An 18719-nucleotide genomic window follows, 5' to 3' on the forward strand; every position below is an offset into this window, starting at 1 on the left:
TTTGATGTTATGATTGCGCTCCTTTGAATAATTGGGCACTAACGCATGTTTTGGGTTAAGAAAGTTGTCTCTCAGGCAATCATGCCAATTCCATTTATCCTGTTGTTATTACTGCTGTCTTTGTTGATTTGGCGCAAACCTAGGTTAGCAAAATGGGCGATTGGCGGTGCGTTTTCGCTCCTCCTAGTGCTCAGCAGTCAATTGAGTGTCGACTATCTCGTTAAACCGCTCGAGGCTCAATATCCCATTAATTCCACGCCTATTGCGGGTACCTGTGTGGTCATGGTGTTGGGCTCTGGGCATGCCGATATCCAAGGTGCAACGGCGGTACAATCTTTATCGACGGTCGCCTTAGCGCGGCTAACGGAAGGGCTAAGGCAACTCCAATTAGGTCAAGACTGCACTTTAGTGGTCAGTGGTTGGGAGGGGGAGCTAACGCTGCATCCCCATGCCGAAGTGATGGCAAAGGCGGCGGTTGAACTCGGTGTCGATGCATCACGTATCGTTCAATTGCCTCTGCCGCGCGACACGATTGAAGAGGCGCACTATTTTAAAGAACACTTTAGTAATCAAGCTGTACGGTTAGTGACCTCGGCTTCCCATATGCCAAGGTCGATGGCGATTTTTAGCGGTCAAGGATTAACGGCGAGCGCCGCACCGACGGATTTTAGGGCCAGAGATGGTTTCTACTGGCGCTTGACTGCGGATAACTTGCTCGCCTCGCAACGGGCGATACATGAATACATAGGCCGTTTATGGCTCTGGATTAAACAGGAATAAAAATATGACGCTAGAGTCCGATGTTGTCTCGGTTCGCCCGCTCTCAAAACGTAATGGTGTAACCTTAACGATTGTGGGCGCCAGTGCCTTTGTCTTAGGCTTTGGCCTATTTGTACTATTTCCCGAGCTATTTGCTGTGGGCTTAGTGTTTTTCAGCTTAGGTGCGATTGCGTTGATATTGGGCTTGGCGAAGGTGTATGAACCTGAGACCACCTTGAGCATGGATGAGCAGGGACTGACCTATTTTCATCGCCGCGGTAAAGTCGCAATAAACTGGAGCAACATTCAACGGGTAGATATTCCTCGAGTTACTCAGGGTGTTGATACTATTGAGCTTTCTTATATTGGCATTAAGCTCAAACAGCTAAATCCGATCCTCGATAATATTTCATTGCGCCTTGCGGCGGGTTTATTGACTGAGCAGCGGCCGTTATTGGTGACTGCAGCCTCACAGCAGGAAGATTTGGCGACCTTAGAAACCTATCTTGGCGCCGAATTTAGCCCGCTCGTCATCGAGGGAGACCGTTACCGCGGCGTGTTGGCGATGTTTGGTCATCGCTGCGTGATGCTTAATACTCACCTTGGCTACCATCTCTATATTCCCCACGACAGTTTAGACCGTGACCCGAGAGAATTTATTAAGCTCTTAAGGCAACGTATCGCACAAAGTGCGACTCAAGTTGATGCCACAACTCATTAAAAGTACCGATAAAAAAGGGGCTCCGAAGGAGCCCCAATAAGTTGCAGAGAGGAAGTTCGGGTTGTGCAGGGGGCAACCCGGAGGTACTAGTACTAGTGTGCTACCTCTGCGTGTACCTTATCTATGCCATAGGTTTTACCTTCAGCATGGCAGGTCGCGCATGATTCTACTGGTAGGTTAGGATCAGTTACTGCATCCGCTTCTACAATCGCACCATTACTTCTAAAGTGAGCTACTGCTGCTGCATCTGAGTGAGCGTGACAGGTGCGGCAGGATTCAGCCACAGGGCTAATGTAGTTGCTGCCCACTTTGATAGAACGTTTGCCAGAAGTTAAGCCACCATCAGCTGCGAACAGCGTTGCACCATCTTTGTGACAGGCTGAACATGCGGTTTCAGGTGATGGATAACCTTCAAGTTCGCCAGCTGCATTGCGGAAGATGCCTTCGACAACACCAAAGTTACCACTGTGGAAACGGTGAGCCACGGTGAACAGATCTTTGTTGTTGAAGGTTACATCAGGGTTAACGACTAACTTACCATCTTCGCCTTTGTAGCCTGTTGCACCATGGCCAGAAGCGCCAGTGGTATCGTTGTGACAGTTCATACATTGATCGAAGGTGTAAACCCCGTGTCTGTAGCCTTTCGCATAGTCCAAGCTGCCATGACAAGCGTTACATTTTGCTTCTTCAACGGTAATCCGCGCTGGATCCTTCATACGAGCTACGGCTGGAGTGCCACCGCTTAAGTTGAAGAATTTAACCGCAGAAATGTTACCTACAGGGCTAGTTGGGCCATATTCAAGTCCGTCGGTATTACAGCTCACCGCTTTACCTGCTTTCGCACAGAAGTTGGCTTCAGAACCAACATAGATAGTGCCAGTTGCTTGTGCATCTGGAATATCTTTCACGAAGGTTAATACACCACCTGATAGGGTACCGTTTTCCAGTTTCAGACTGATGGCTGTAGGTTTAACATCGCGCCATGAGTACACAGTACCATCTGTAGCGACATTACCTAGCAGCAGACCGTTTGCCGCAAACATACCTGTTGGGTTGCTGGTGGCATTGTAGGTTTTTAGGCTAGTACCATCGGCAATAGGTGCGCCATTGAGTGTGACATTGGCTTTCAATGTCAGAGTTTGCATACCTAATGTTGCTGAAGTACCTAGCGTTGCACTGGTAAAGTCGACCGTCATTAATGGGCCGTATTCAGCACGTTTACCGACACTGTGAACCGCTTCTGGCGTTAAGCTACCGCTGCCATGACAGGATTTACATTGAGTGTCATCGGCTTGAGCTAAACCAAATTCTGAGTGGTTTTCACCGGTTGCGAAGTTGACATTGATATGACAACCCACGCAAGCCTGAGCGTAGATATTGGTGTTATAGCTTGGTGCACCATCGTGACAGGATTTACATTCTTTCAAGTCTGATGGGAAACCAATTTCACCGAAGTATTCTTTCGCTTCGCCAGACAGGTAGTCTGCATTGTGTTCACCGGCATGGATACGGTGGATCATCGGCGCGAAATCGAATACCCAACCTTCTGCGAGTTGCGCATCGCTTGGGACTTGGTCTGGGTTATGGCAGGTTACGCAGTTTTTAACGTCTTGGTAGTTATGGTGGGCTTCAATCTTAGCGATATGGCCGTCCACTTCACCGTGACAGTTTTTACATGCAGCGCTCGATACAGTGTCTTTGCCTGATGCGGCAAGCTCATCGGTGGCAGGGATAAAATCAACAGGTACCGAGAGCACTTTATCTGACAAGGCTACGCCAGCCGTGTTGACAATGTTGTAAGCGCGAACGAAGACTCTATGCACCGCATTTGGATTATCGTTTGGATTGATGATGGGCGCAGCGCCATCATAGGTCCAAGTTGCAGTGTACGTTCCTGGGTTTTCGGTATCTTCGGTTAAGGTACACGCATTCTTAGTGCCGTTTAGGCCATTGAGTGTACAAGTTAATGAGCTGCCCGCATTGTTTGCCATGGCATTGTTTTGCCACTGAATGGGAGCGCCCGTGCCCGAGGTGTTTTCATTCGCCGTTAACGAGTAAAGAGCAATTTTGTCGAGTCCCATGAAGGGCACATCTTTGCCAGAGCTTTTTCCGGTTAAGGTGAATTTGACACTAAAGCCTTCGCTGCTAGTGACTTTAATGTCTGCAGGGCTGAGGGTAAATTTCAGATCGGTTATAGATTCAGCGGTTTTAGCAAACGAGCCAGCGGGTAAACCAGGTGTGCCAGGCGTACCTGGCGTTCCAGGAGTACCTGGTGTGCCGGGGGCACCATCTTGCCCGTCTTTGCCGTCCCCGCAGGCGGTTAAACATAAGGCACTAGTGAGTGCTAGTGCCAGTAGAGATTTATTGTAGTTTTTCATCATCGCGTCCCTTTTTCTTTCTATAAGACTGCGTGTGCAGTGACTCTACTATAGGTCGATTCACCTACTTATAAAGTGGTATTTATAAGTTTGTATCCGATATGTGAACGATGATTTAACACAGCAAAACGGCAATTCTATATTGTGAAATTGAATATTTCTCAATTTAGAATTCGATGCTAAAAACATGAGCTGCGCAGCAAAATTTTGTTTTTATTTTGAGTGATTTAATCGGATTAATTTTCGATTAATTTTCACGGAGGAGACTGTTGAAACTTGTATGTATGGCTTTTTATGACTCTCGGTAAGAAGTACAAAAGAGTCAAGAACACCGCATTTTTCGAGCTGGGCGATTAGGGCATGTGGGGTAAAATCCGGCTCGAAATGCCGTTAGTTAACAGTCGATGCATTTGGTTAACATCGAATGGTTAACAGTAAAAAGCGTCCATGCTTTAGGGTGTTGGGTTTTATCTGAATTGCTATTTTGTAAGCGCTATTGAACAGTGCGTGGGCTGGCAGTTTGAGGCGTCTGTGCGGTCAGTGCGGTTAATAATGAACTGACCACTAATTCACATTGATTTTGACTATAGCGCCTGTGGCTGCGGGGCTTTTCGATGAGAAAATACTGCGGCGGCATAATAGTGTCATGCAAGCGCTGCTGCTCAGAAACGGGCAGCGGCGCCAATTTCAGTCCTGGCATATGTTTGACTGTATGCATATCAATACTCGAGCAGAAGGCGACGCTCTGCATGGTGAGTAAATGGGCATACCATTCTTCCCGATCGATCACCCTTTCAATCGATGGCAACAGCAGTCCTTGACGTTGGCAAAACAGCTCGAGTGGGTCAATTCGGCTATTGAATCCTTTAAGTTCGAGGCACAAAAAGGCATAGCGGCAGATTTGTTCTAAGCTTATTTCCAGTTGGCTTTCCCACAGGGGATGCTGCTTTGAGGCCACAACATAGACATTGGAAATACAGCCTAAGCGGGAGACGCTGAGCTCCTTGGTGTCGGTCTGCTCTATGGTGATGCCAAAGTCTAATTCTCCTGCGTGGATTAACTCAGGACTGTTTTCCTGCCATTTATGTAACCTCACTTGGCCTAGTTCACTTATCGCCTCGGGTGTACTGAGCTGCGGCGCCAAAAAGCTTAATAATCCATTACTCGCGGCGATATGTAGCGGCCGCTCAACATGGTTAGCCGCATTTTGAATTTGTAGTGCCGATTGCTCTAGGTAGTACACCGAATCAGTAAATTGGCAAATGGCGACATACAAACTTTCGGCGAGGGGCGTCGGTTTCAAGCCCTGTTGACGGCGATAAAACAGCTCATCGTTAAAGGTGAGACGAAGTGCATTCAGGCAGCGGCTAATTTTAGGCGCCGACACATTGAGCGCTTTGGCGGCACTATTTGCGTGTCCGTTATCAAAAATGCTTTTAAATACCAATAAGGTGAAGACATCCAGTTCGCAGATTTGTTTTAGTAATGGGTTGCTCATTTGGTCTCGCCTTGTATGAGTCTTAGTCTGCAATGGCCCTGTGCTCCTATTTACAAGACACACGGGGACACTTTGTTAAGCGGCAGAAATCATGCACGAAATGCATTGCTGGTAGGCTAGGTTAGCAGTTGCCGTACGGCGTAACTGTGATCTTACTCGTTAAATTAACAATTGCTTAACGATTGTTTGCTCAAGTGGACAATGATGGCGGTGCTGACCGTGCAGACTTGCCAGTAAAATCTTTACGCGGCTGAAGGGGCATCATCTCGATTGGCTGTGAGCACTTATTAGCGAAGGAGACCGTTACTCCTGCTCGGGCGACAATGTCGGCACAGGGGGGATTCGCGTGCTGCTTGAGGCTGCAGACGGCAGGCTATGGGCATGGATAGTCTGATGGTCTTCTTTAATCCTTAATCCAATAAACTGACCCCCTTCACTGATCTGCATTGAGGTGCAAGCCACATCGCCATCGACATCGACAATACCATGGGCTTGGATGACTAAGCGCTCGCAAATCAGGCGACCTTTAAAATAGCCATCGATAATCAGTTCGCGGCATTTGACCTCGCAGTGGAGCTTTCCTGTGCGCTCAACAATGACATTGGCCTGCGATAAGATTTGCCCTTGTACGTCACCGCCTATCAATACATCTCCGGCAAATTCGATATTGCCCGTAAGCTTAGTCCCTTCGGCGATAAAACTCAGTGCTGGGGAAGCGCTTCGGGTAAAGGTAAATTTTTTGCCAAACATGGTGATAGGAAACCTAGGTAATTGGAGAAGGGTTAGAGCGCGAGATAGTAACCTAAATACGCCGTGAAGCCCAGTAACACTCACGGCATAAGGTTATTCTACAGGCTTAATCCTGATGGCTTGGCTCGGGCAGGGGGCGACACAAGCTCCGCAGCCCGTGCAGAGTGCTGTATCAATCTTTGGCATCGGGGCATTACCCACGCTTAAGGTAAAACTAATGGCGCGAGGCTCACAGGCATCTTTACAACTTTGGCACCAAATACCCTGATATGTTAAGCAGTTATCTTGTACTACGGCTTTGTGTTGCCATGGGGATTGGTTCAGATCAAAGAGCTTTTCTTCCGGACAGACGCTGGCACATTGTCGACAAAAAGTGCACTCATTGTCCTTAAAGGAGACTTCGGGAAAGCCGCCATCTCCCTTGTAGATAATCTTAGTTTCGCAGGCGTTGATACAGGCCGAGCATCGAGTACAGATGTCAGTAAACTCAATGCCTTCACGCACCCATGGTGGTCGAATTGCCGAGGATTTACGGCGGCTAAAGAGATTACGGCGGCTGTGATTGATGCTTTCTGTCATAGGTCTTACTGAGTTTGATTGTGATAAGGGATAATAAAAATGGCTTGGGAGTTACCGCAAGCCATTTAGATGATTAGCCTTTATAACCATTGGGATTGGTAGATTGCCAATGCCAACTGCTGTTAGCCATATCCTCTAGGCTGTGAGTCGCCTGCCAGCCCAAATCGGTTTTAGCATGATCTGGGTTTGCATAACAGGCGGCAATGTCACCCGGACGGCGCGGCGCAATTTGATAGGCAATCGATTTACCACAGGCCTTTTCAAAGGCCTTGACCATATCGAGCACACTGTAGCCTTGGCCTGTGCCTAGGTTATAGGTGACAAGCCCTGGTTTGGTGGCTAGCTTTTCAAGGGCTTTGAGGTGTCCAAGGGCTAAATCCACCACATGGATATAGTCGCGAACGCCAGTACCATCGTGGGTTGGATAATCATTGCCAAACACACTTAATGCTTCGCGTTTACCGACCGCCACCTGCGCGATAAATGGCATTAAGTTATTTGGAATATCGTTAGGATCTTCGCCAATCAAGCCGCTGGCATGGGCGCCAACGGGGTTGAAGTAACGTAAACGGGCGATATTCCAACTCGGATCGCTATGGTGTAAATCCGCCAGTATATGCTCCACCATCAATTTAGACTGACCGTATGGGTTAGTGGCACCCGTGGGGAAATCTTCGGTAATCGGTAGGCTGGCAGGGTCGCCATACACAGTAGCAGAAGAACTAAAGACGAGATTTTTCACCTTAAACTCTGCCATCACTTGGCAAAGAATTAAGGTACCAGTCACGTTATTCTCATAGTATTTCAGCGGTTTAGCAACTGACTCGCCGACGGCTTTTAATCCTGCAAAATGGATAACGGCATCGATGTTATGGTCGCTAAAGACTTTCTGCAGTAAGGCCTTATTGAGAATATCGCCTTGGTAAAAGGTGACCGATTTACCGGTAATGCGCTCGACACGGTTAAGGGCTTCGATGCTTGAATTAGACAGGTTGTCTAAAACAATCACTTCGCTCCCCGCATTGAGTAATTCTACTACGGTATGAGTGCCGATATAACCGGCGCCTCCGGTCACTAAAATCGTCATTATTTAATTCCTTTTACTACTGTTTTTAAATATTGAGCAAAATCTTCACCGATTTCGCTGTGGCGCAGGGCGTATTCTACGTTAGCGCGCATATAGCCTTGCTTGTTACCGCAGTCATGACTCTTACCTTGCATGTAGTAAGCGTTTACGGTTTCTTGCTTCATTAACATTGCAATGGCGTCAGTTAATTGGATTTCATCACCCGCGCCTGCAGGGGTTTTAGCCAGCAATGGCCAAATGGCAGCGGGTAACACGTAACGACCCACTACGGCTAAGTTAGACGGTGCTTCGTCAACCGGTGGTTTTTCAACGAGTTCGACCAATGGCTCTGACTCACCAGGTTGTAGATCGTGGCCATTCACATCCGCAATACCGTATTGATTCACTAGATGATGTGGCACGCCTTCCACCATGATTTGGCCTACTTGGGTTTCATCAAACAGACTCACCATGGCGGCCAAGTTGTCGGTTTTCAGGTTGCAGCTGGCATCATCGATAATCACATCCGGCAGTAACACGGCAAACGGCGCGTCACCGACGACGGACTTCGCACATAAAATCGCATGACCTAAGCCTTTAGCTTGGGATTGGCGCACGCTGATCACAGTCACGTCTTTCGGGCAAATGGATTGTACCGCTTCGAGTAATTGACGCTTCACGCGGCGCTCTAATTGCGCTTCTAATTCAAAACTGGTGTCGAAATGGTTTTCGATAGAGTTTTTACTGGCGTGGGTCACGAGGACAATTTCTTTGATCCCCGCATCAATGGCTTCACTAACCACGTATTGGATCAATGGTTTATCAACAACGGGTAGCATTTCCTTAGGAATTGCTTTGGTCGCAGGAAGCATACGAGTGCCAAGTCCAGCGACGGGAATAACGGCTTTACGAATTTGATGTTGTTTCATTGCGAACCTTCAGATTAAGGAGAGGCGGTTATTGGGCAATATTGTAAATGACCCACGCAGAAAAGCCATTTGCAAACACCGAAATTTGTCGGTTTTTCTGCATATTATCAGTCTATCGTCGTCATTTTTGAGCGGCAGTGTCAAGGTTTGCCACCGGTCTAACTGAGATCCGGTTTGGAATGACCAAGGATTTAATCGCCTTGTAATATTTGCTTTACGTTTGCGTCACATTATCGCGTAAACAATAAACTGTGAGGGAGTTAACAAAAATCGAGGCTTAGATCACTATGGAGGCATTAGCGTCAGCCATGAAGTGAATTTTATGACTAAAGAGATAGCGCACACTGCGCCCTATGTTGCGCGAAGTGCAGATGATTCTGGGTTTATCCATTACCCGCAGGAAGAACATGATATTTGGAGCCAATTGTATGCTCGCCAAGCGGTTAACCTACCGGGGCGTGCCTGTAAGGAATATCTCCAAGGGCTTGATGCCTTGGCGATGCCGAAGGACCGCATTCCACAATTGGCTGAGATTGATAAAGTCTTGCAGGCCACGACTGGATGGAAAACCGCGGCCGTGCCGGCTTTGATTTCCTTTGGCCGCTTCTTTGAGCTATTGGCCAACAAGGAATTTCCGGTTGCGACCTTTATCCGCCGCAAGGAAGAGTTTGATTATCTGCAAGAGCCGGATATTTTCCATGAGATCTTTGGCCATTGCCCCTTGCTGACTAATCCTTCTTTCGCCCATTTCTCCCATATCTATGGTCAATTGGGCTTAAATGCCAGCAAGGAAGACCGCGTCTTTTTAGCGCGCCTGTATTGGTTTACCGTCGAGTTTGGCTTGCTCAAACCTCAAGATGGCGAATTGTGTATCTACGGCGGCGGTATTTTAAGCTCTCCCGGCGAAACCTTGTATGCGATGGAAAGCCAAGTGCCTGAGCGTAAGCCCTTCGATCTGTTAGATGTGCTGCGTACGCCTTACCGTATCGATATTATGCAGCCGATTTATTATGTGATTGAACATATTGATATGCTGGATGAAATTGCCAAGATGGACATCATGGCCTATGTGGCTAAGGCGCGTCAGTTAGGCTTATTTGCCCCTAAGTATCCGCCCAAGACCAAGAAAGCCAGCTAATGGCTGACCATTAAAAAACGAATTGAATAAAGCGTAATAAGGGCAACGGATTGATCCCCTAATGTTGCCAAGAGGAGTATGTATGACAGCGTTAACCCAAATGAAATGTGAAGCTTGCCAAGCCGATGCGCCGAAAGTGACCGATGCAGAATTGGCCGAACTTATCCGCATGATCCCCGATTGGGGCGTGCAAGTGCGTGATGGCATCATGCAACTGGAACGGGTTTACAAGTTTAAAAACTTTAAGTTAGCGATGGCGTTTACCAATAAGTTAGCGGATCTGGCCGAAGAAGAATTCCACCACCCAGGCATTTTAACCGAGTGGGGCAAGGTGACTGTGACTTGGTGGTCACACTCAATCAAGGGGCTACATAAGAATGACTTCATCATGGCAGCCAAGACCGACCAGTTGTTAGATTAAAAAATTCAATTTTAAAATCAGCGCTTTAATTGTATTTAGGCGCTGATTTTTTCTTCCTGTTACAAATACGCTGTAAACTAGACTTGCCACTTTGAGCGTAACCTTCTAACGTATACACGCCCAGCTATTTATCCTGCCTTTTACGTTTGCGTAAACTATAGAGGCATCATCAAACGAATGTCTTACGAGGCCAAGCCTAAGGGTATTAACCTCGAGATAATAGCTCTGCACGGTTTATCCCAGAATTCGAATCAAAATAGGGAATATCAGTCATTATGCGCTTGGAAGTTAGCTGTCAAGATCGCGTGGGTTTAGCGAAAGACATCTTAGTCGTGTTAGAACGTTATGGCATTAATCTCATCGCCATCGATGCCAGTAACCAGGGCTTTCTCTACCTGCAATTTGCCGAGGTCAGTTTTGATACCTTAAGTGCCTTGATGCCGCAGATCCGCAAAGTGGAGAGTGTTCACGATGTGCGAACTGTGTCGTTTATGCCTTCGGAGCAGGAACACTACGCCTTAAAAACCCTACTTAAAACCCTCCCTGACTCAGTGTTCTCCATCGACGTGAAGGCGCGCATTCGTATCGTCAACGAGTCGGCGCTACTCAATATGGGCATGGGGGAGCACGAAGTGCTCGATGAATCCTTAAACCATTGGGTGCAAGGGTTTAACTTCAGCCGCTGGCTCAGTGAGAGCCAAGTGTTGCCGCAGGCGGCGCGGGTCAACATCGGCCAAAACGAATATCTGGCCGAAATGTTACCGATTTATTTACCCGATGAGGATGAAAAGACCATCCTTGTTGGCGCTGTGGTATCGCTTAAATCGCCGGCGCGGGTCGGTAAACAATTCAATGCATTGCAAAATCAAACCGCAGGCTTTGAAAACGTGTTAGCCAGCAGTGACAAGATGAAAGAAGTGCTGAAACAAGCTCGCCGTATGGCGCAGCTCGATGCGCCGCTATTAATCACTGGCGAGACTGGCACGGGCAAAGAATTAATGGCTCGAGCTAGCCATGATGCCAGTATGCGCCGCGAGAAACCTTTTATCGCCATTAACTGTGCTGCACTGCCCGATAGCGCCGCCGAAGAAGAACTGTTTGGCTACGTTAGCCAAGGCAAAGTGATCAAGCGTGGCTTTTTTGAAGAGGCGAAGGGCGGCACAGTATTCCTCGATGAAGTGGCCGAAATGTCAAAGGCGGCGCAGGTTAAACTGCTGCGGTTATTACAGGATGGCACCTTTAGACGCATTGGTGGCGACGAAGAAGTTCGCGCCGATGTGCGGATCATCTGCTCGACCCAGAAAAACTTAGCCGAGTTGTGTCAAACCGGTGAGTTTAGGGAAGATTTGTACTATCGCATCCATGTGCTTAGCTACCATATTCCGTCACTGCGCGAGCGCAAAGTCGATATCATTCCGCTGACGGAGATGTTCCTCGAGCACTACAGTCAACAACTCTCGAGCCCAGTGAGACGAATTTCGGCCCAATGCCGCGATCATCTCTTAACCTACGCTTGGCCGGGTAACGTGCGTCAGCTTAAGAATGCGGTCTTCAGGGCGGTATCTATGTGGGACGGTTCGGGCGAGTTGACCGTTGAGCAACTTAAGTTGCCATCCTACGCCGAAGGTTTTGGCTATTTCGATAATGCCTTTGAAGGCAATCTCGACGATGCGATGAAGCAATTTGAGGCCAGCTTGCTGCGCCGCTTATATCCGGCTTACCCCAGTACTCGCCAATTGGCGAAAAAATTAGGGGTGTCCCACACGGCCATCGCCAACAAACTCAGGGAATACAAGATAGCCAAGCCAAAGTAATTTTGCTTTAAGCTTAGGATGTAACAGTATCGTTCCACTTTGTTGCCGACTTTTTCACCATATCGTTCTGCGAAATAGTGACAAGCGGCAGCAGGGTATGAAACGTAATGATTAGTTTACAAAATGTGAAATAATAGGGTGAAATGTGATTTTGCTCACGCTATAGGAATCCGCCGTCGCTTCGGGTATTTCTACGCGCAGCAAACCCTAACGCCGAGTCAAAAAAGGCTAGATTGCCCGCACTCGTTGTCACCAATTCCCGTTAGCTGAGCGTATCGGCTAACCATAAATAGATAAAAAAGCGCAGTACGCCGAGCCGTAGAAGCACAGGAGCAGATATGAAACTTGCCAGTTATAACAATGGTCGCCGTGATGGCCAGCTGATGTTAGTGAGCCGCGATCTTACTCAAACGGTTGCCGTACCCGCGATTGCCCACACTATGCAACAATTACTCGATGGTTGGGATCTGCTCAAGCCACAATTGCAAGAATTGTATGATGCGCTGAACGAAGGCAAATTACCGAACGCGCAAGCCTTCGATGAAGCCAAATGTTTATCACCTTTGCCACGTGCGTACCAATGGGCTGATGGTAGCGCCTATGTCAACCATGTGGAATTAGTCCGTAAGGCGCGCGGCGCTGAAATGCCTGAAACCTTCTGGACCGATCCGCTGTTTTACCAAGGCGGCTCTGACAGCTTTATCGCGCCAAAGGCGGATATCCCGCTGGCGAGCGAAGACTGGGGCATCGATTTCGAATCGGAAATCGCCGTGATCACCGATGATGTGCCTATGGGGGTGAGCGTTGAAAATGCTACCGCGCACATTAAGCTGTTGATGTTAGTGAACGATGTGTCACTGCGTAACCTGATCCCCGCAGAGCTGGCCAAAGGGTTTGGTTTCTTCCAATCCAAACCTTCGAGCAGCTTCTCTCCTGTCGCCATCACGCCAGATGAATTAGGCCACCGCTGGGAAGATTCAAAGGTGCATTTACCGCTTATCACCCATTTGAATGGCGAATTATTCGGACGCCCGAATGCGGGTGTGGATATGACCTTTAACTTCAGTCAGTTAGTTTCTCATGTTGCTAAAACCCGTCCATTAGGCGCTGGCGCAATTATCGGTTCTGGTACGATTTCTAACTATGACCGCAGTGCCGGCTCAAGCTGTTTGGCCGAGAAACGTATGCTCGAAGTGATCGCCGACGGCAAAGCAAGCACGCCGTTTATGCGTTTTGGTGACACAGTGCGCATCGAAATGCTCGATGATAACGGCGCCTCTATTTTTGGCTCTATCGATCAAAAAGTGGTTGAGTACAAGGCGTAAGGCTTTTGTGTTTACACAGTGACAGATAATATTGACGGGGCTTTTAGCCCCGTTTTTTTCAGGATGACATAAGGACAGAGTGAGATGAAACTATACGGTTATTGGCGCTCTAGCGCCGCCTATCGTGTGCGTATTGCCCTCAATCTTAAAGGCGTGAGCGCCGAGCAGTTGTCGGTGCATTTAGTGCGTGATGGTGGCGAGCAGCATAAGGCGGATTATATCGCCCTAAACCCGCAGGAGCTGGTGCCGACCTTAGTGGTCGATGATGAGCAGGATGGTGATGCCTTATCTCAATCCCTCGCCATTATCGAGTATTTGGATGAACTTTATCCAAAGACGCCGCTACTGCCTGCATCGGCACTTGAACGTGCCCATGTGCGTGCCATGGCGTTAACCATCGCCTGTGAAATTCATCCACTCAATAACCTGCGGGTATTGCAGTATTTAACTCAGAAGCTGAACGTCGACGAAGAAGCCAAAACCGCGTGGTATCACCATTGGGTGGCGAGCGGTTTTGCGGCGCTCGAAACTCAACTTGCGCGCCATAGTGGCCGTTATTGCTTTGGTGACAAAGTGACGCTGGCGGATCTGTGCTTAATACCGCAGGTTTACAACGCGCAGCGTTTTAATGTGGATTTAACGCCGTACCCCAATATCATGCGGGTATGGGCTGAGTGTAATCTGTTGCCAGCTTTTGCGGATGCGGCGCCAGAGCGTCAAGCCGACGCGGTTTAAGCCATTTTGTGGTGAGTATCGTTTGTCCAAGATAAGGTTAAGCTTATCGCCATACTAACCTGGATGATAAGACTCATTTTATGAGTCTTATCATAGCGATGGCGTTGATATGGTGGTTATTGGAAGATGATTTTCAATAAATGAATAGGTTATTGGCTTTTTTGTCATCAAGTGGTTAAGTGCAGTATTGCTAATAACGATCTCTAATAGCGATTTCAATAACGATCACAAATGGCATAAATCGACGCCCAGTGATTGGCCATTCTTATGTTCAAGCCAAGATAGCCGCGGATTTTAGGCATGACTGAAACGGAATTAGCTGCAGTATTACGTACATGGCTAAGCCAAGATAAGCATCGGATGAGGGCGCTTGAATTGGCGCAGCAATGCGCCCAAGTGCATCGTTTGCCGCAGTGGTGCTTGGCGGCGGGGTTTGTCCGCAATTTGGTGTGGGACAAATTGCATGATATTCAGCAGCGTCCGTTAAACGATATCGATCTGATTTACTATTGCCCCTTGGATACTCGTCCCGAGCGGGATAGGGCGATAGAAGCATACCTGCAAACTCTGGCGCCAGAGTTACCTTGGTCGGTAAAAAATCAGGCTCGCATGCACCTTAAGAATCACGACAACCCATATCAATCGACACAGGATGCGATGACTTATTGGCCAGAACAGCAAACTGCCGTCGCCGTGTACCTTGCGCCAATGCCTAACCCATCCACTTCCGTCATCGATAGCTTACAGCTTATCGCCCCCTTCGGTTTAACCTCATTATTTGCCTTGCAGTTAACCCATAATCCCAAGCGTGCGTTGGCGGTGTTTGAGCAGCGCCTTGCCGCAAAGGGTTGGCTTTCGCAATATCCGCGGCTGACGTTGGCCGAGTAAGAGCATCAGTCGTTAACGTCAGACTCCTTCACCCGTTAGTGACTCAAACCCATATCAAGCTCACTAGATAAACGAGTTTGAGTGTGATGACTCCTGGCTTGATTGAAGTCTGTGTCGAGTTTATTCCTCCCTATTTTTATGCCCGCTTGTACCTCAATAGGCTGAGTTTTCTTAAAACCGATGTAAATATTTTGTAAGCGGCGCGATGGCTCAATTACTCCTTGCGGAGGTATTTAGCTGTGGCTAATGAATGCGGTAAGTCACAAAAAATGAACTGGTATTATCAATAAATGTTTAGATAGCGTGACACGGATCCCATGGCTTATACCTCAAAATAAGTATCGCCACTTAATCTTGATTTGGATCAATAAGGTAAACGAATTTATCTGGCAGTGTAGGCGTCAATTGTTAAGGATGTAATGTAAAACAAAAACCTATGTTGTACATATGGAGTATGATGATGAATAAAACTACTATTTCTACACTGATCGCCGCCACCCTGTTAGCCGCTGGTTTCTCTGCTTCTGTTTCTGCCCATCAAGCGGGCGATATCATTGTTCGTGCTGGTGCTGTGGTTGTCGCACCCAATGAATCAAGTGATGATGTCGCGGGCAATGGTGAGTTTCAAATCAGTAATAACACCCAACTGGGCTTGAACTTTGGCTACATGTTGACCGATAACTTCGGCGTAGAGTTATTAGCAGCGACTCCATTTAGCCACGATGTGTCTTTAAAAGGCGTTGGTAAAATTGCAGAAACTAAGCACTTACCGCCAACCTTAGTTGCACAGTATTATTTCGGTGATGCTCAATCTAAATTACGTCCATATGTGGGTGTTGGTGTGAACTACACTAACTTCTTCGACAATGAATTCACCAACGATTTAAATGGTGCCTTAACTGACTTAAGCATGAGCACTTCTTGGGGCTTAGCGGCGCAAGTGGGTTTAGACTACCAAGTGAATAAAAACTGGTTAGTAAACGCCTCTGTGTGGTACGCGCAAATTAGCAGCGATGTGAAGTTTAAATTAGCGGGCGATACAGTGGTTATCGATACTGATATTAACCCATGGGTTTATATGGTCAGCGTGGGTTACACTTTCTAATCATCTGATTTTAAAGTAACAAAAAAGGAGCCAGTGGCTCCTTTTTTGTTTTTCGCAGTTTATAAAGCTAAACGCGGCATAACACTACTTTTTAGCCTTTTTCGGCTTCCAGTGGCGCGTGTTGTAGATAAACTCTGGCAACAATTTCGTTAGCCAAGCCACTAAGCGCCAACGCTTGGTCACATACACGCGGCGTTTACCCTGCTGCATGGCCTTAATGATTTGCGCCGCCACTTGCGGGAGTGGGGCAAGCCATAGCGTACTTTGCTGCATGGCGGCCTTATCCAGTAAACCGAGTTGGATATCGGTAATGGTAATGGGCAGCTTAAGCCGCTGGGCATGCATGCTTAAGCCTTCCAAATAGTTTTGCGCAAAGGCTTTAGAGGCATGATAAGCCACACTTGGGCCGCCGCGCAGACCGGCAATCGAGTTGATGGCGGCAAGCTGGCCATAACCCTGCTCGCGAAATAATCTAAATGCCGTATTGCAGATAGCGGCAAAGCCCCGCACATTGACATCGATAATGTCCTGCTCAGGTAGCCATGGCAGCTCAGGATCATAGCTATTGAGTCCGGTATTCACTAAGACTAAGTGGGCGCCACCTAAGTCGTGCCAGACGCTTTCGAGTTGCTTGATGATGGCGCTTGGCTGCTCAATTTGCAGTGAAAAGACCTGAACTTTAGTGGGCAGGGTCGAGGCAAATTCGCGGAGTGATTCGACATCTTGGGCAAAAAGGGCTAATTCAACCTGCTGATCGGCCAATTGTTTGGCAAGTTCGCGGCTTAAATGTGAGCTAGCGCCCACAATTATCGCAGTTGCTTGGGTCATAAATTTTTCGGCAACGAAATGGTGGCTTATCATAGGAAGATATGCCCAGCATGACAAGATTTATAGCTTGGGCGTATAGACATCCAGAAGTCTTTATGTATGATTAGGAGAAATGAAATGAGACAAGGGTTAAGGATTAGCGGACTGACATCTGCATGGCAAAAATTAGCGGCTATGGTGTTATTCGCCGTCACCACGGTGATTTCAGGTTGTGCCACACCTAATGCGATTGTCGAGATTAAAGGTGAGGCCATGTACCGCGAGCGTATCGCATTGCCCGCCGATGCCAAGTTGATAGTGCAGTTGCTTGATGTCTCTAAGATGGATGTGCCCGCCGTAGTCATGGCAGAGCGCGTTTCCCAAGGGGCGAAAACCCCAACGCCGTTTAGTTTTTCGATGGGGCGTGATCAGTTTGAAGCGGGGCATACCTATGCCATTGGGGCAAGGATAATGCTCGGTGATAAGTTATTGTTTATTAATACTCAAGCCTATCATGTCGACCTCAATTCGACAGAGCCTATGACGATATCGCTTGAGAAAGTCGGTCGCTAATTTGTTTGCTCTTTGATGAGTGGCATACGCGCGCCGGAACCTTTGATTGTTGAATAGAAGAGGCGCGGTATGCCAGTTAAAATTCCAGATCATCTGCCTGCAGCAGGGATTTTAGAATCTGAAAATATTTTCGTAATGTCCGAAACCCGGGCAGCCAATCAGGATATCAGACCGATGAAGGTGCTGATCCTGAATCTGATGCCCAATAAAATCGAGACAGAAACCCAGCTTCTACGCCTATTAGGTAACACGCCTTTGCAGGTGGATGTGGATTTACTGCGTATTCACGATAAAGAGTCGAAGCACACCTCAATCGATCATATGAACACCTTCTACCGTGATTTTGAGGATGTGCGCCATAAAAACTACGACGGCTTGATCATCACGGGCGCGCCCCTTGGGCAAATCGATTTCGAAGAGGTCACTTACTGGGATCATATCCGCGAGATTATCGATTGGTCACAGCAACATGTTACCTCAGTGCTATTCCTCTGCTGGGCAGCTCACGCTGGGCTTTACCATCTCTATGGTTTAAATCGGAAAATCCTGCAGCAAAAGCGTTCAGGGGTGTTTGTGCATCGCCGCACTTGTCAACATTTCCCGTTGCTGCGCGGATTCGATGATGAGTTCTTTGCGCCGCATTCCCGCTTTGCCGAGATGGATATCGAGGAGCTTAAACAACACACTGAGTTACAAGTACTGGCGGAATCCGATGAGGCAGGGGCTTACTTAGTTCTTAGTCGTAACAATCGTAACCTGTTTGTGATGGGTCATCCCGAATACCAAAAATCTACCTTAAACGATGAATATCACCGGGATTTGGCGCAGGGATTAAATCCCAATGTGCCGCAAAACTATTATCGTAATGACGATCCTAAGGCCGATGCCATTGCCCGTTGGCACAGTCATGGCAGCTTGCTCGTCAGCAACTGGCTCAACTATTACGTTTACCAATTAACGCCCTATGACTTAAGCGATATGTCGGCCGTCACGCCGTGGGAATCGCAATAATTCCCTCTTAACATTCGGCGTCACACTGTCTTAGTGTTTGTTTTGGCATTTATTTTATTGCTCTCTTAAATCGAGTGGCTTTGGCTAACCAAGGTCACTCTGCTTTTCAAACTGTGTTCGCTAGATCGTTTTGTAAGCCTCTTTTATCCCGCCACTTTTATCTCGGTCTAAATTGATTATGGGCTTGGCAACTTCAGCCTCACCGCATTAACGCTGTATTTC

Annotated in this window: 18 protein-coding genes; 11 read left to right on the plus strand and 7 right to left on the minus strand. The window is 47.8% G+C overall.

The features are described from left to right. The first annotated feature begins 81 nt into the window (after nucleotides 1-81). Nucleotides 82-780, plus strand: a complete 699-nt coding sequence (locus ACUZ8J_RS07065; protein WP_446693438.1) for a YdcF family protein — start codon at nucleotides 82-84, stop codon at nucleotides 778-780. A 4-nt stretch (nucleotides 781-784) separates the two neighbouring features. Then, on the plus strand, nucleotides 785-1480 hold the full coding sequence (locus ACUZ8J_RS07070; protein ID WP_446693439.1) for a DUF2982 domain-containing protein: 696 nt from the start codon (nucleotides 785-787) through the stop codon (nucleotides 1478-1480). A gap of 92 nt (nucleotides 1481-1572) precedes the next feature. Here ACUZ8J_RS07070 and ACUZ8J_RS07075 read toward each other — a convergent pair whose 3' ends face one another. The 6 genes from ACUZ8J_RS07075 to galU all read right to left on the minus strand — a co-directional run bounded on the left by ACUZ8J_RS07075 (nucleotide 1573) and on the right by galU (nucleotide 8680). After that, on the minus strand, nucleotides 1573-3861 hold the full coding sequence (locus ACUZ8J_RS07075; RefSeq protein ID WP_089067430.1) for an OmcA/MtrC family decaheme c-type cytochrome: 2289 nt from the start codon (nucleotides 3859-3861) through the stop codon (nucleotides 1573-1575). Between the two features lie 490 nt (nucleotides 3862-4351). After that, nucleotides 4352-5356, minus strand: coding sequence for a LysR family transcriptional regulator (locus tag ACUZ8J_RS07080; RefSeq protein ID WP_446693440.1), 1005 nt, complete (start codon nucleotides 5354-5356; stop codon nucleotides 4352-4354). A 303-nt stretch (nucleotides 5357-5659) separates the two neighbouring features. Further along, nucleotides 5660-6106, minus strand: coding sequence for a bactofilin family protein (locus tag ACUZ8J_RS07085; RefSeq protein WP_446693441.1), 447 nt, complete (start codon nucleotides 6104-6106; stop codon nucleotides 5660-5662). A 93-nt stretch (nucleotides 6107-6199) separates the two neighbouring features. Beyond that, nucleotides 6200-6685: a ferredoxin-type protein NapF gene (gene napF / locus ACUZ8J_RS07090; RefSeq protein ID WP_446693442.1), complete on the minus strand. Its 486-nt coding sequence runs from the start codon at nucleotides 6683-6685 to the stop codon at nucleotides 6200-6202. A gap of 73 nt (nucleotides 6686-6758) precedes the next feature. After that, the gene (gene galE / locus ACUZ8J_RS07095) at nucleotides 6759-7772 is read right to left on the minus strand and encodes a UDP-glucose 4-epimerase GalE (RefSeq protein WP_109285331.1); all 1014 of its coding nucleotides are present in this window, start codon (nucleotides 7770-7772) and stop codon (nucleotides 6759-6761) included. Further along, nucleotides 7772-8680, minus strand: coding sequence for a UTP--glucose-1-phosphate uridylyltransferase GalU (gene galU / locus ACUZ8J_RS07100; protein ID WP_011717661.1), 909 nt, complete (start codon nucleotides 8678-8680; stop codon nucleotides 7772-7774). Before galU ends, galE begins: the two co-directional genes overlap by 1 nt. 322 nt (nucleotides 8681-9002) lie before the next feature. Here galU and phhA point away from each other — a divergent pair, with 322 nt between their 5' ends. The 7 genes from phhA (at nucleotide 9003) to ompW (ending at nucleotide 16106) form a co-directional block, all read left to right on the plus strand. Then, nucleotides 9003-9818, plus strand: coding sequence for a phenylalanine 4-monooxygenase (gene phhA / locus ACUZ8J_RS07105; protein ID WP_011626687.1), 816 nt, complete (start codon nucleotides 9003-9005; stop codon nucleotides 9816-9818). 82 nt (nucleotides 9819-9900) lie between these two features. Then, a complete protein-coding gene (locus ACUZ8J_RS07110; protein WP_069454624.1) occupies nucleotides 9901-10239 on the plus strand; it encodes a 4a-hydroxytetrahydrobiopterin dehydratase in 339 nt (112 codons plus the stop codon). Nucleotides 10240-10514: 275 nt separating this feature from the next. Beyond that, on the plus strand, nucleotides 10515-12053 hold the full coding sequence (gene tyrR, locus ACUZ8J_RS07115) for a transcriptional regulator TyrR (protein WP_086902394.1): 1539 nt from the start codon (nucleotides 10515-10517) through the stop codon (nucleotides 12051-12053). A 338-nt stretch (nucleotides 12054-12391) separates the two neighbouring features. Next, nucleotides 12392-13378: a fumarylacetoacetate hydrolase family protein gene (locus ACUZ8J_RS07120; RefSeq protein WP_011717657.1), complete on the plus strand. Its 987-nt coding sequence runs from the start codon at nucleotides 12392-12394 to the stop codon at nucleotides 13376-13378. 84 nt (nucleotides 13379-13462) lie between these two features. After that, the gene (gene maiA, locus ACUZ8J_RS07125) at nucleotides 13463-14113 is read left to right on the plus strand and encodes a maleylacetoacetate isomerase (RefSeq protein WP_446693443.1); all 651 of its coding nucleotides are present in this window, start codon (nucleotides 13463-13465) and stop codon (nucleotides 14111-14113) included. 300 nt (nucleotides 14114-14413) lie between these two features. Continuing rightward, nucleotides 14414-15001 carry a nucleotidyltransferase family protein gene (locus tag ACUZ8J_RS07130; protein ID WP_446693444.1) on the plus strand — a complete coding sequence of 196 codons (588 nt, stop codon included), beginning with the start codon at nucleotides 14414-14416 and terminating at the stop codon, nucleotides 14999-15001. A 457-nt stretch (nucleotides 15002-15458) separates the two neighbouring features. Beyond that, nucleotides 15459-16106, plus strand: a complete 648-nt coding sequence (gene ompW / locus ACUZ8J_RS07135; protein WP_446693445.1) for an outer membrane protein OmpW — start codon at nucleotides 15459-15461, stop codon at nucleotides 16104-16106. 84 nt (nucleotides 16107-16190) lie between these two features. On the opposite strand, the gene ACUZ8J_RS07140 is transcribed toward ompW, so the two are convergent. Beyond that, nucleotides 16191-16934: an SDR family NAD(P)-dependent oxidoreductase gene (locus ACUZ8J_RS07140; protein WP_086902424.1), complete on the minus strand. Its 744-nt coding sequence runs from the start codon at nucleotides 16932-16934 to the stop codon at nucleotides 16191-16193. A 117-nt stretch (nucleotides 16935-17051) separates the two neighbouring features. Between ACUZ8J_RS07140 and ACUZ8J_RS07145 the strand changes: the two genes are divergently transcribed. Both ACUZ8J_RS07145 and metA read left to right on the plus strand, forming a co-directional pair. After that, nucleotides 17052-17486: a YbaY family lipoprotein gene (locus ACUZ8J_RS07145; RefSeq protein WP_446693446.1), complete on the plus strand. Its 435-nt coding sequence runs from the start codon at nucleotides 17052-17054 to the stop codon at nucleotides 17484-17486. A gap of 69 nt (nucleotides 17487-17555) precedes the next feature. After that, nucleotides 17556-18497, plus strand: coding sequence for a homoserine O-acetyltransferase MetA (gene metA / locus ACUZ8J_RS07150; RefSeq protein WP_086902400.1), 942 nt, complete (start codon nucleotides 17556-17558; stop codon nucleotides 18495-18497). The last annotated feature ends 222 nt before the right edge of the window (nucleotides 18498-18719 follow it).

This window comes from Shewanella sp. Koi 1, assembly GCF_052907445.1.

Bases quoted from the DNA above. Each gene is read 5' to 3' on its own strand.
- ACUZ8J_RS07140 (WP_086902424.1), bottom strand. From the start codon at position 16,934: ATGACCCAAGCAACTGCGATAATTGTGGGCGCTAGCTCACATTTAAGC.
- ACUZ8J_RS07075 (WP_089067430.1), bottom strand. From the start codon at position 3,861: ATGATGAAAAACTACAATAAATCTCTACTGGCACTAGCACTCACTAGT.
- ompW (WP_446693445.1), top strand. From the start codon at position 15,459: ATGATGAATAAAACTACTATTTCTACACTGATCGCCGCCACCCTGTTA.
- ACUZ8J_RS07085 (WP_446693441.1), bottom strand. From the start codon at position 6,106: ATGTTTGGCAAAAAATTTACCTTTACCCGAAGCGCTTCCCCAGCACTG.
- tyrR (WP_086902394.1), top strand. From the start codon at position 10,515: ATGCGCTTGGAAGTTAGCTGTCAAGATCGCGTGGGTTTAGCGAAAGAC.
- ACUZ8J_RS07065 (WP_446693438.1), top strand. From the start codon at position 82: ATGCCAATTCCATTTATCCTGTTGTTATTACTGCTGTCTTTGTTGATT.
- ACUZ8J_RS07070 (WP_446693439.1), top strand. From the start codon at position 785: ATGACGCTAGAGTCCGATGTTGTCTCGGTTCGCCCGCTCTCAAAACGT.
- phhA (WP_011626687.1), top strand. From the start codon at position 9,003: ATGACTAAAGAGATAGCGCACACTGCGCCCTATGTTGCGCGAAGTGCA.
- napF (WP_446693442.1), bottom strand. From the start codon at position 6,685: ATGACAGAAAGCATCAATCACAGCCGCCGTAATCTCTTTAGCCGCCGT.
- metA (WP_086902400.1), top strand. From the start codon at position 17,556: ATGCCAGTTAAAATTCCAGATCATCTGCCTGCAGCAGGGATTTTAGAA.
- maiA (WP_446693443.1), top strand. From the start codon at position 13,463: ATGAAACTATACGGTTATTGGCGCTCTAGCGCCGCCTATCGTGTGCGT.
- ACUZ8J_RS07080 (WP_446693440.1), bottom strand. From the start codon at position 5,356: ATGAGCAACCCATTACTAAAACAAATCTGCGAACTGGATGTCTTCACC.
- ACUZ8J_RS07130 (WP_446693444.1), top strand. From the start codon at position 14,414: ATGACTGAAACGGAATTAGCTGCAGTATTACGTACATGGCTAAGCCAA.
- ACUZ8J_RS07120 (WP_011717657.1), top strand. From the start codon at position 12,392: ATGAAACTTGCCAGTTATAACAATGGTCGCCGTGATGGCCAGCTGATG.
- ACUZ8J_RS07110 (WP_069454624.1), top strand. From the start codon at position 9,901: ATGACAGCGTTAACCCAAATGAAATGTGAAGCTTGCCAAGCCGATGCG.
- galE (WP_109285331.1), bottom strand. From the start codon at position 7,772: ATGACGATTTTAGTGACCGGAGGCGCCGGTTATATCGGCACTCATACC.
- ACUZ8J_RS07145 (WP_446693446.1), top strand. From the start codon at position 17,052: ATGAGACAAGGGTTAAGGATTAGCGGACTGACATCTGCATGGCAAAAA.
- galU (WP_011717661.1), bottom strand. From the start codon at position 8,680: ATGAAACAACATCAAATTCGTAAAGCCGTTATTCCCGTCGCTGGACTT.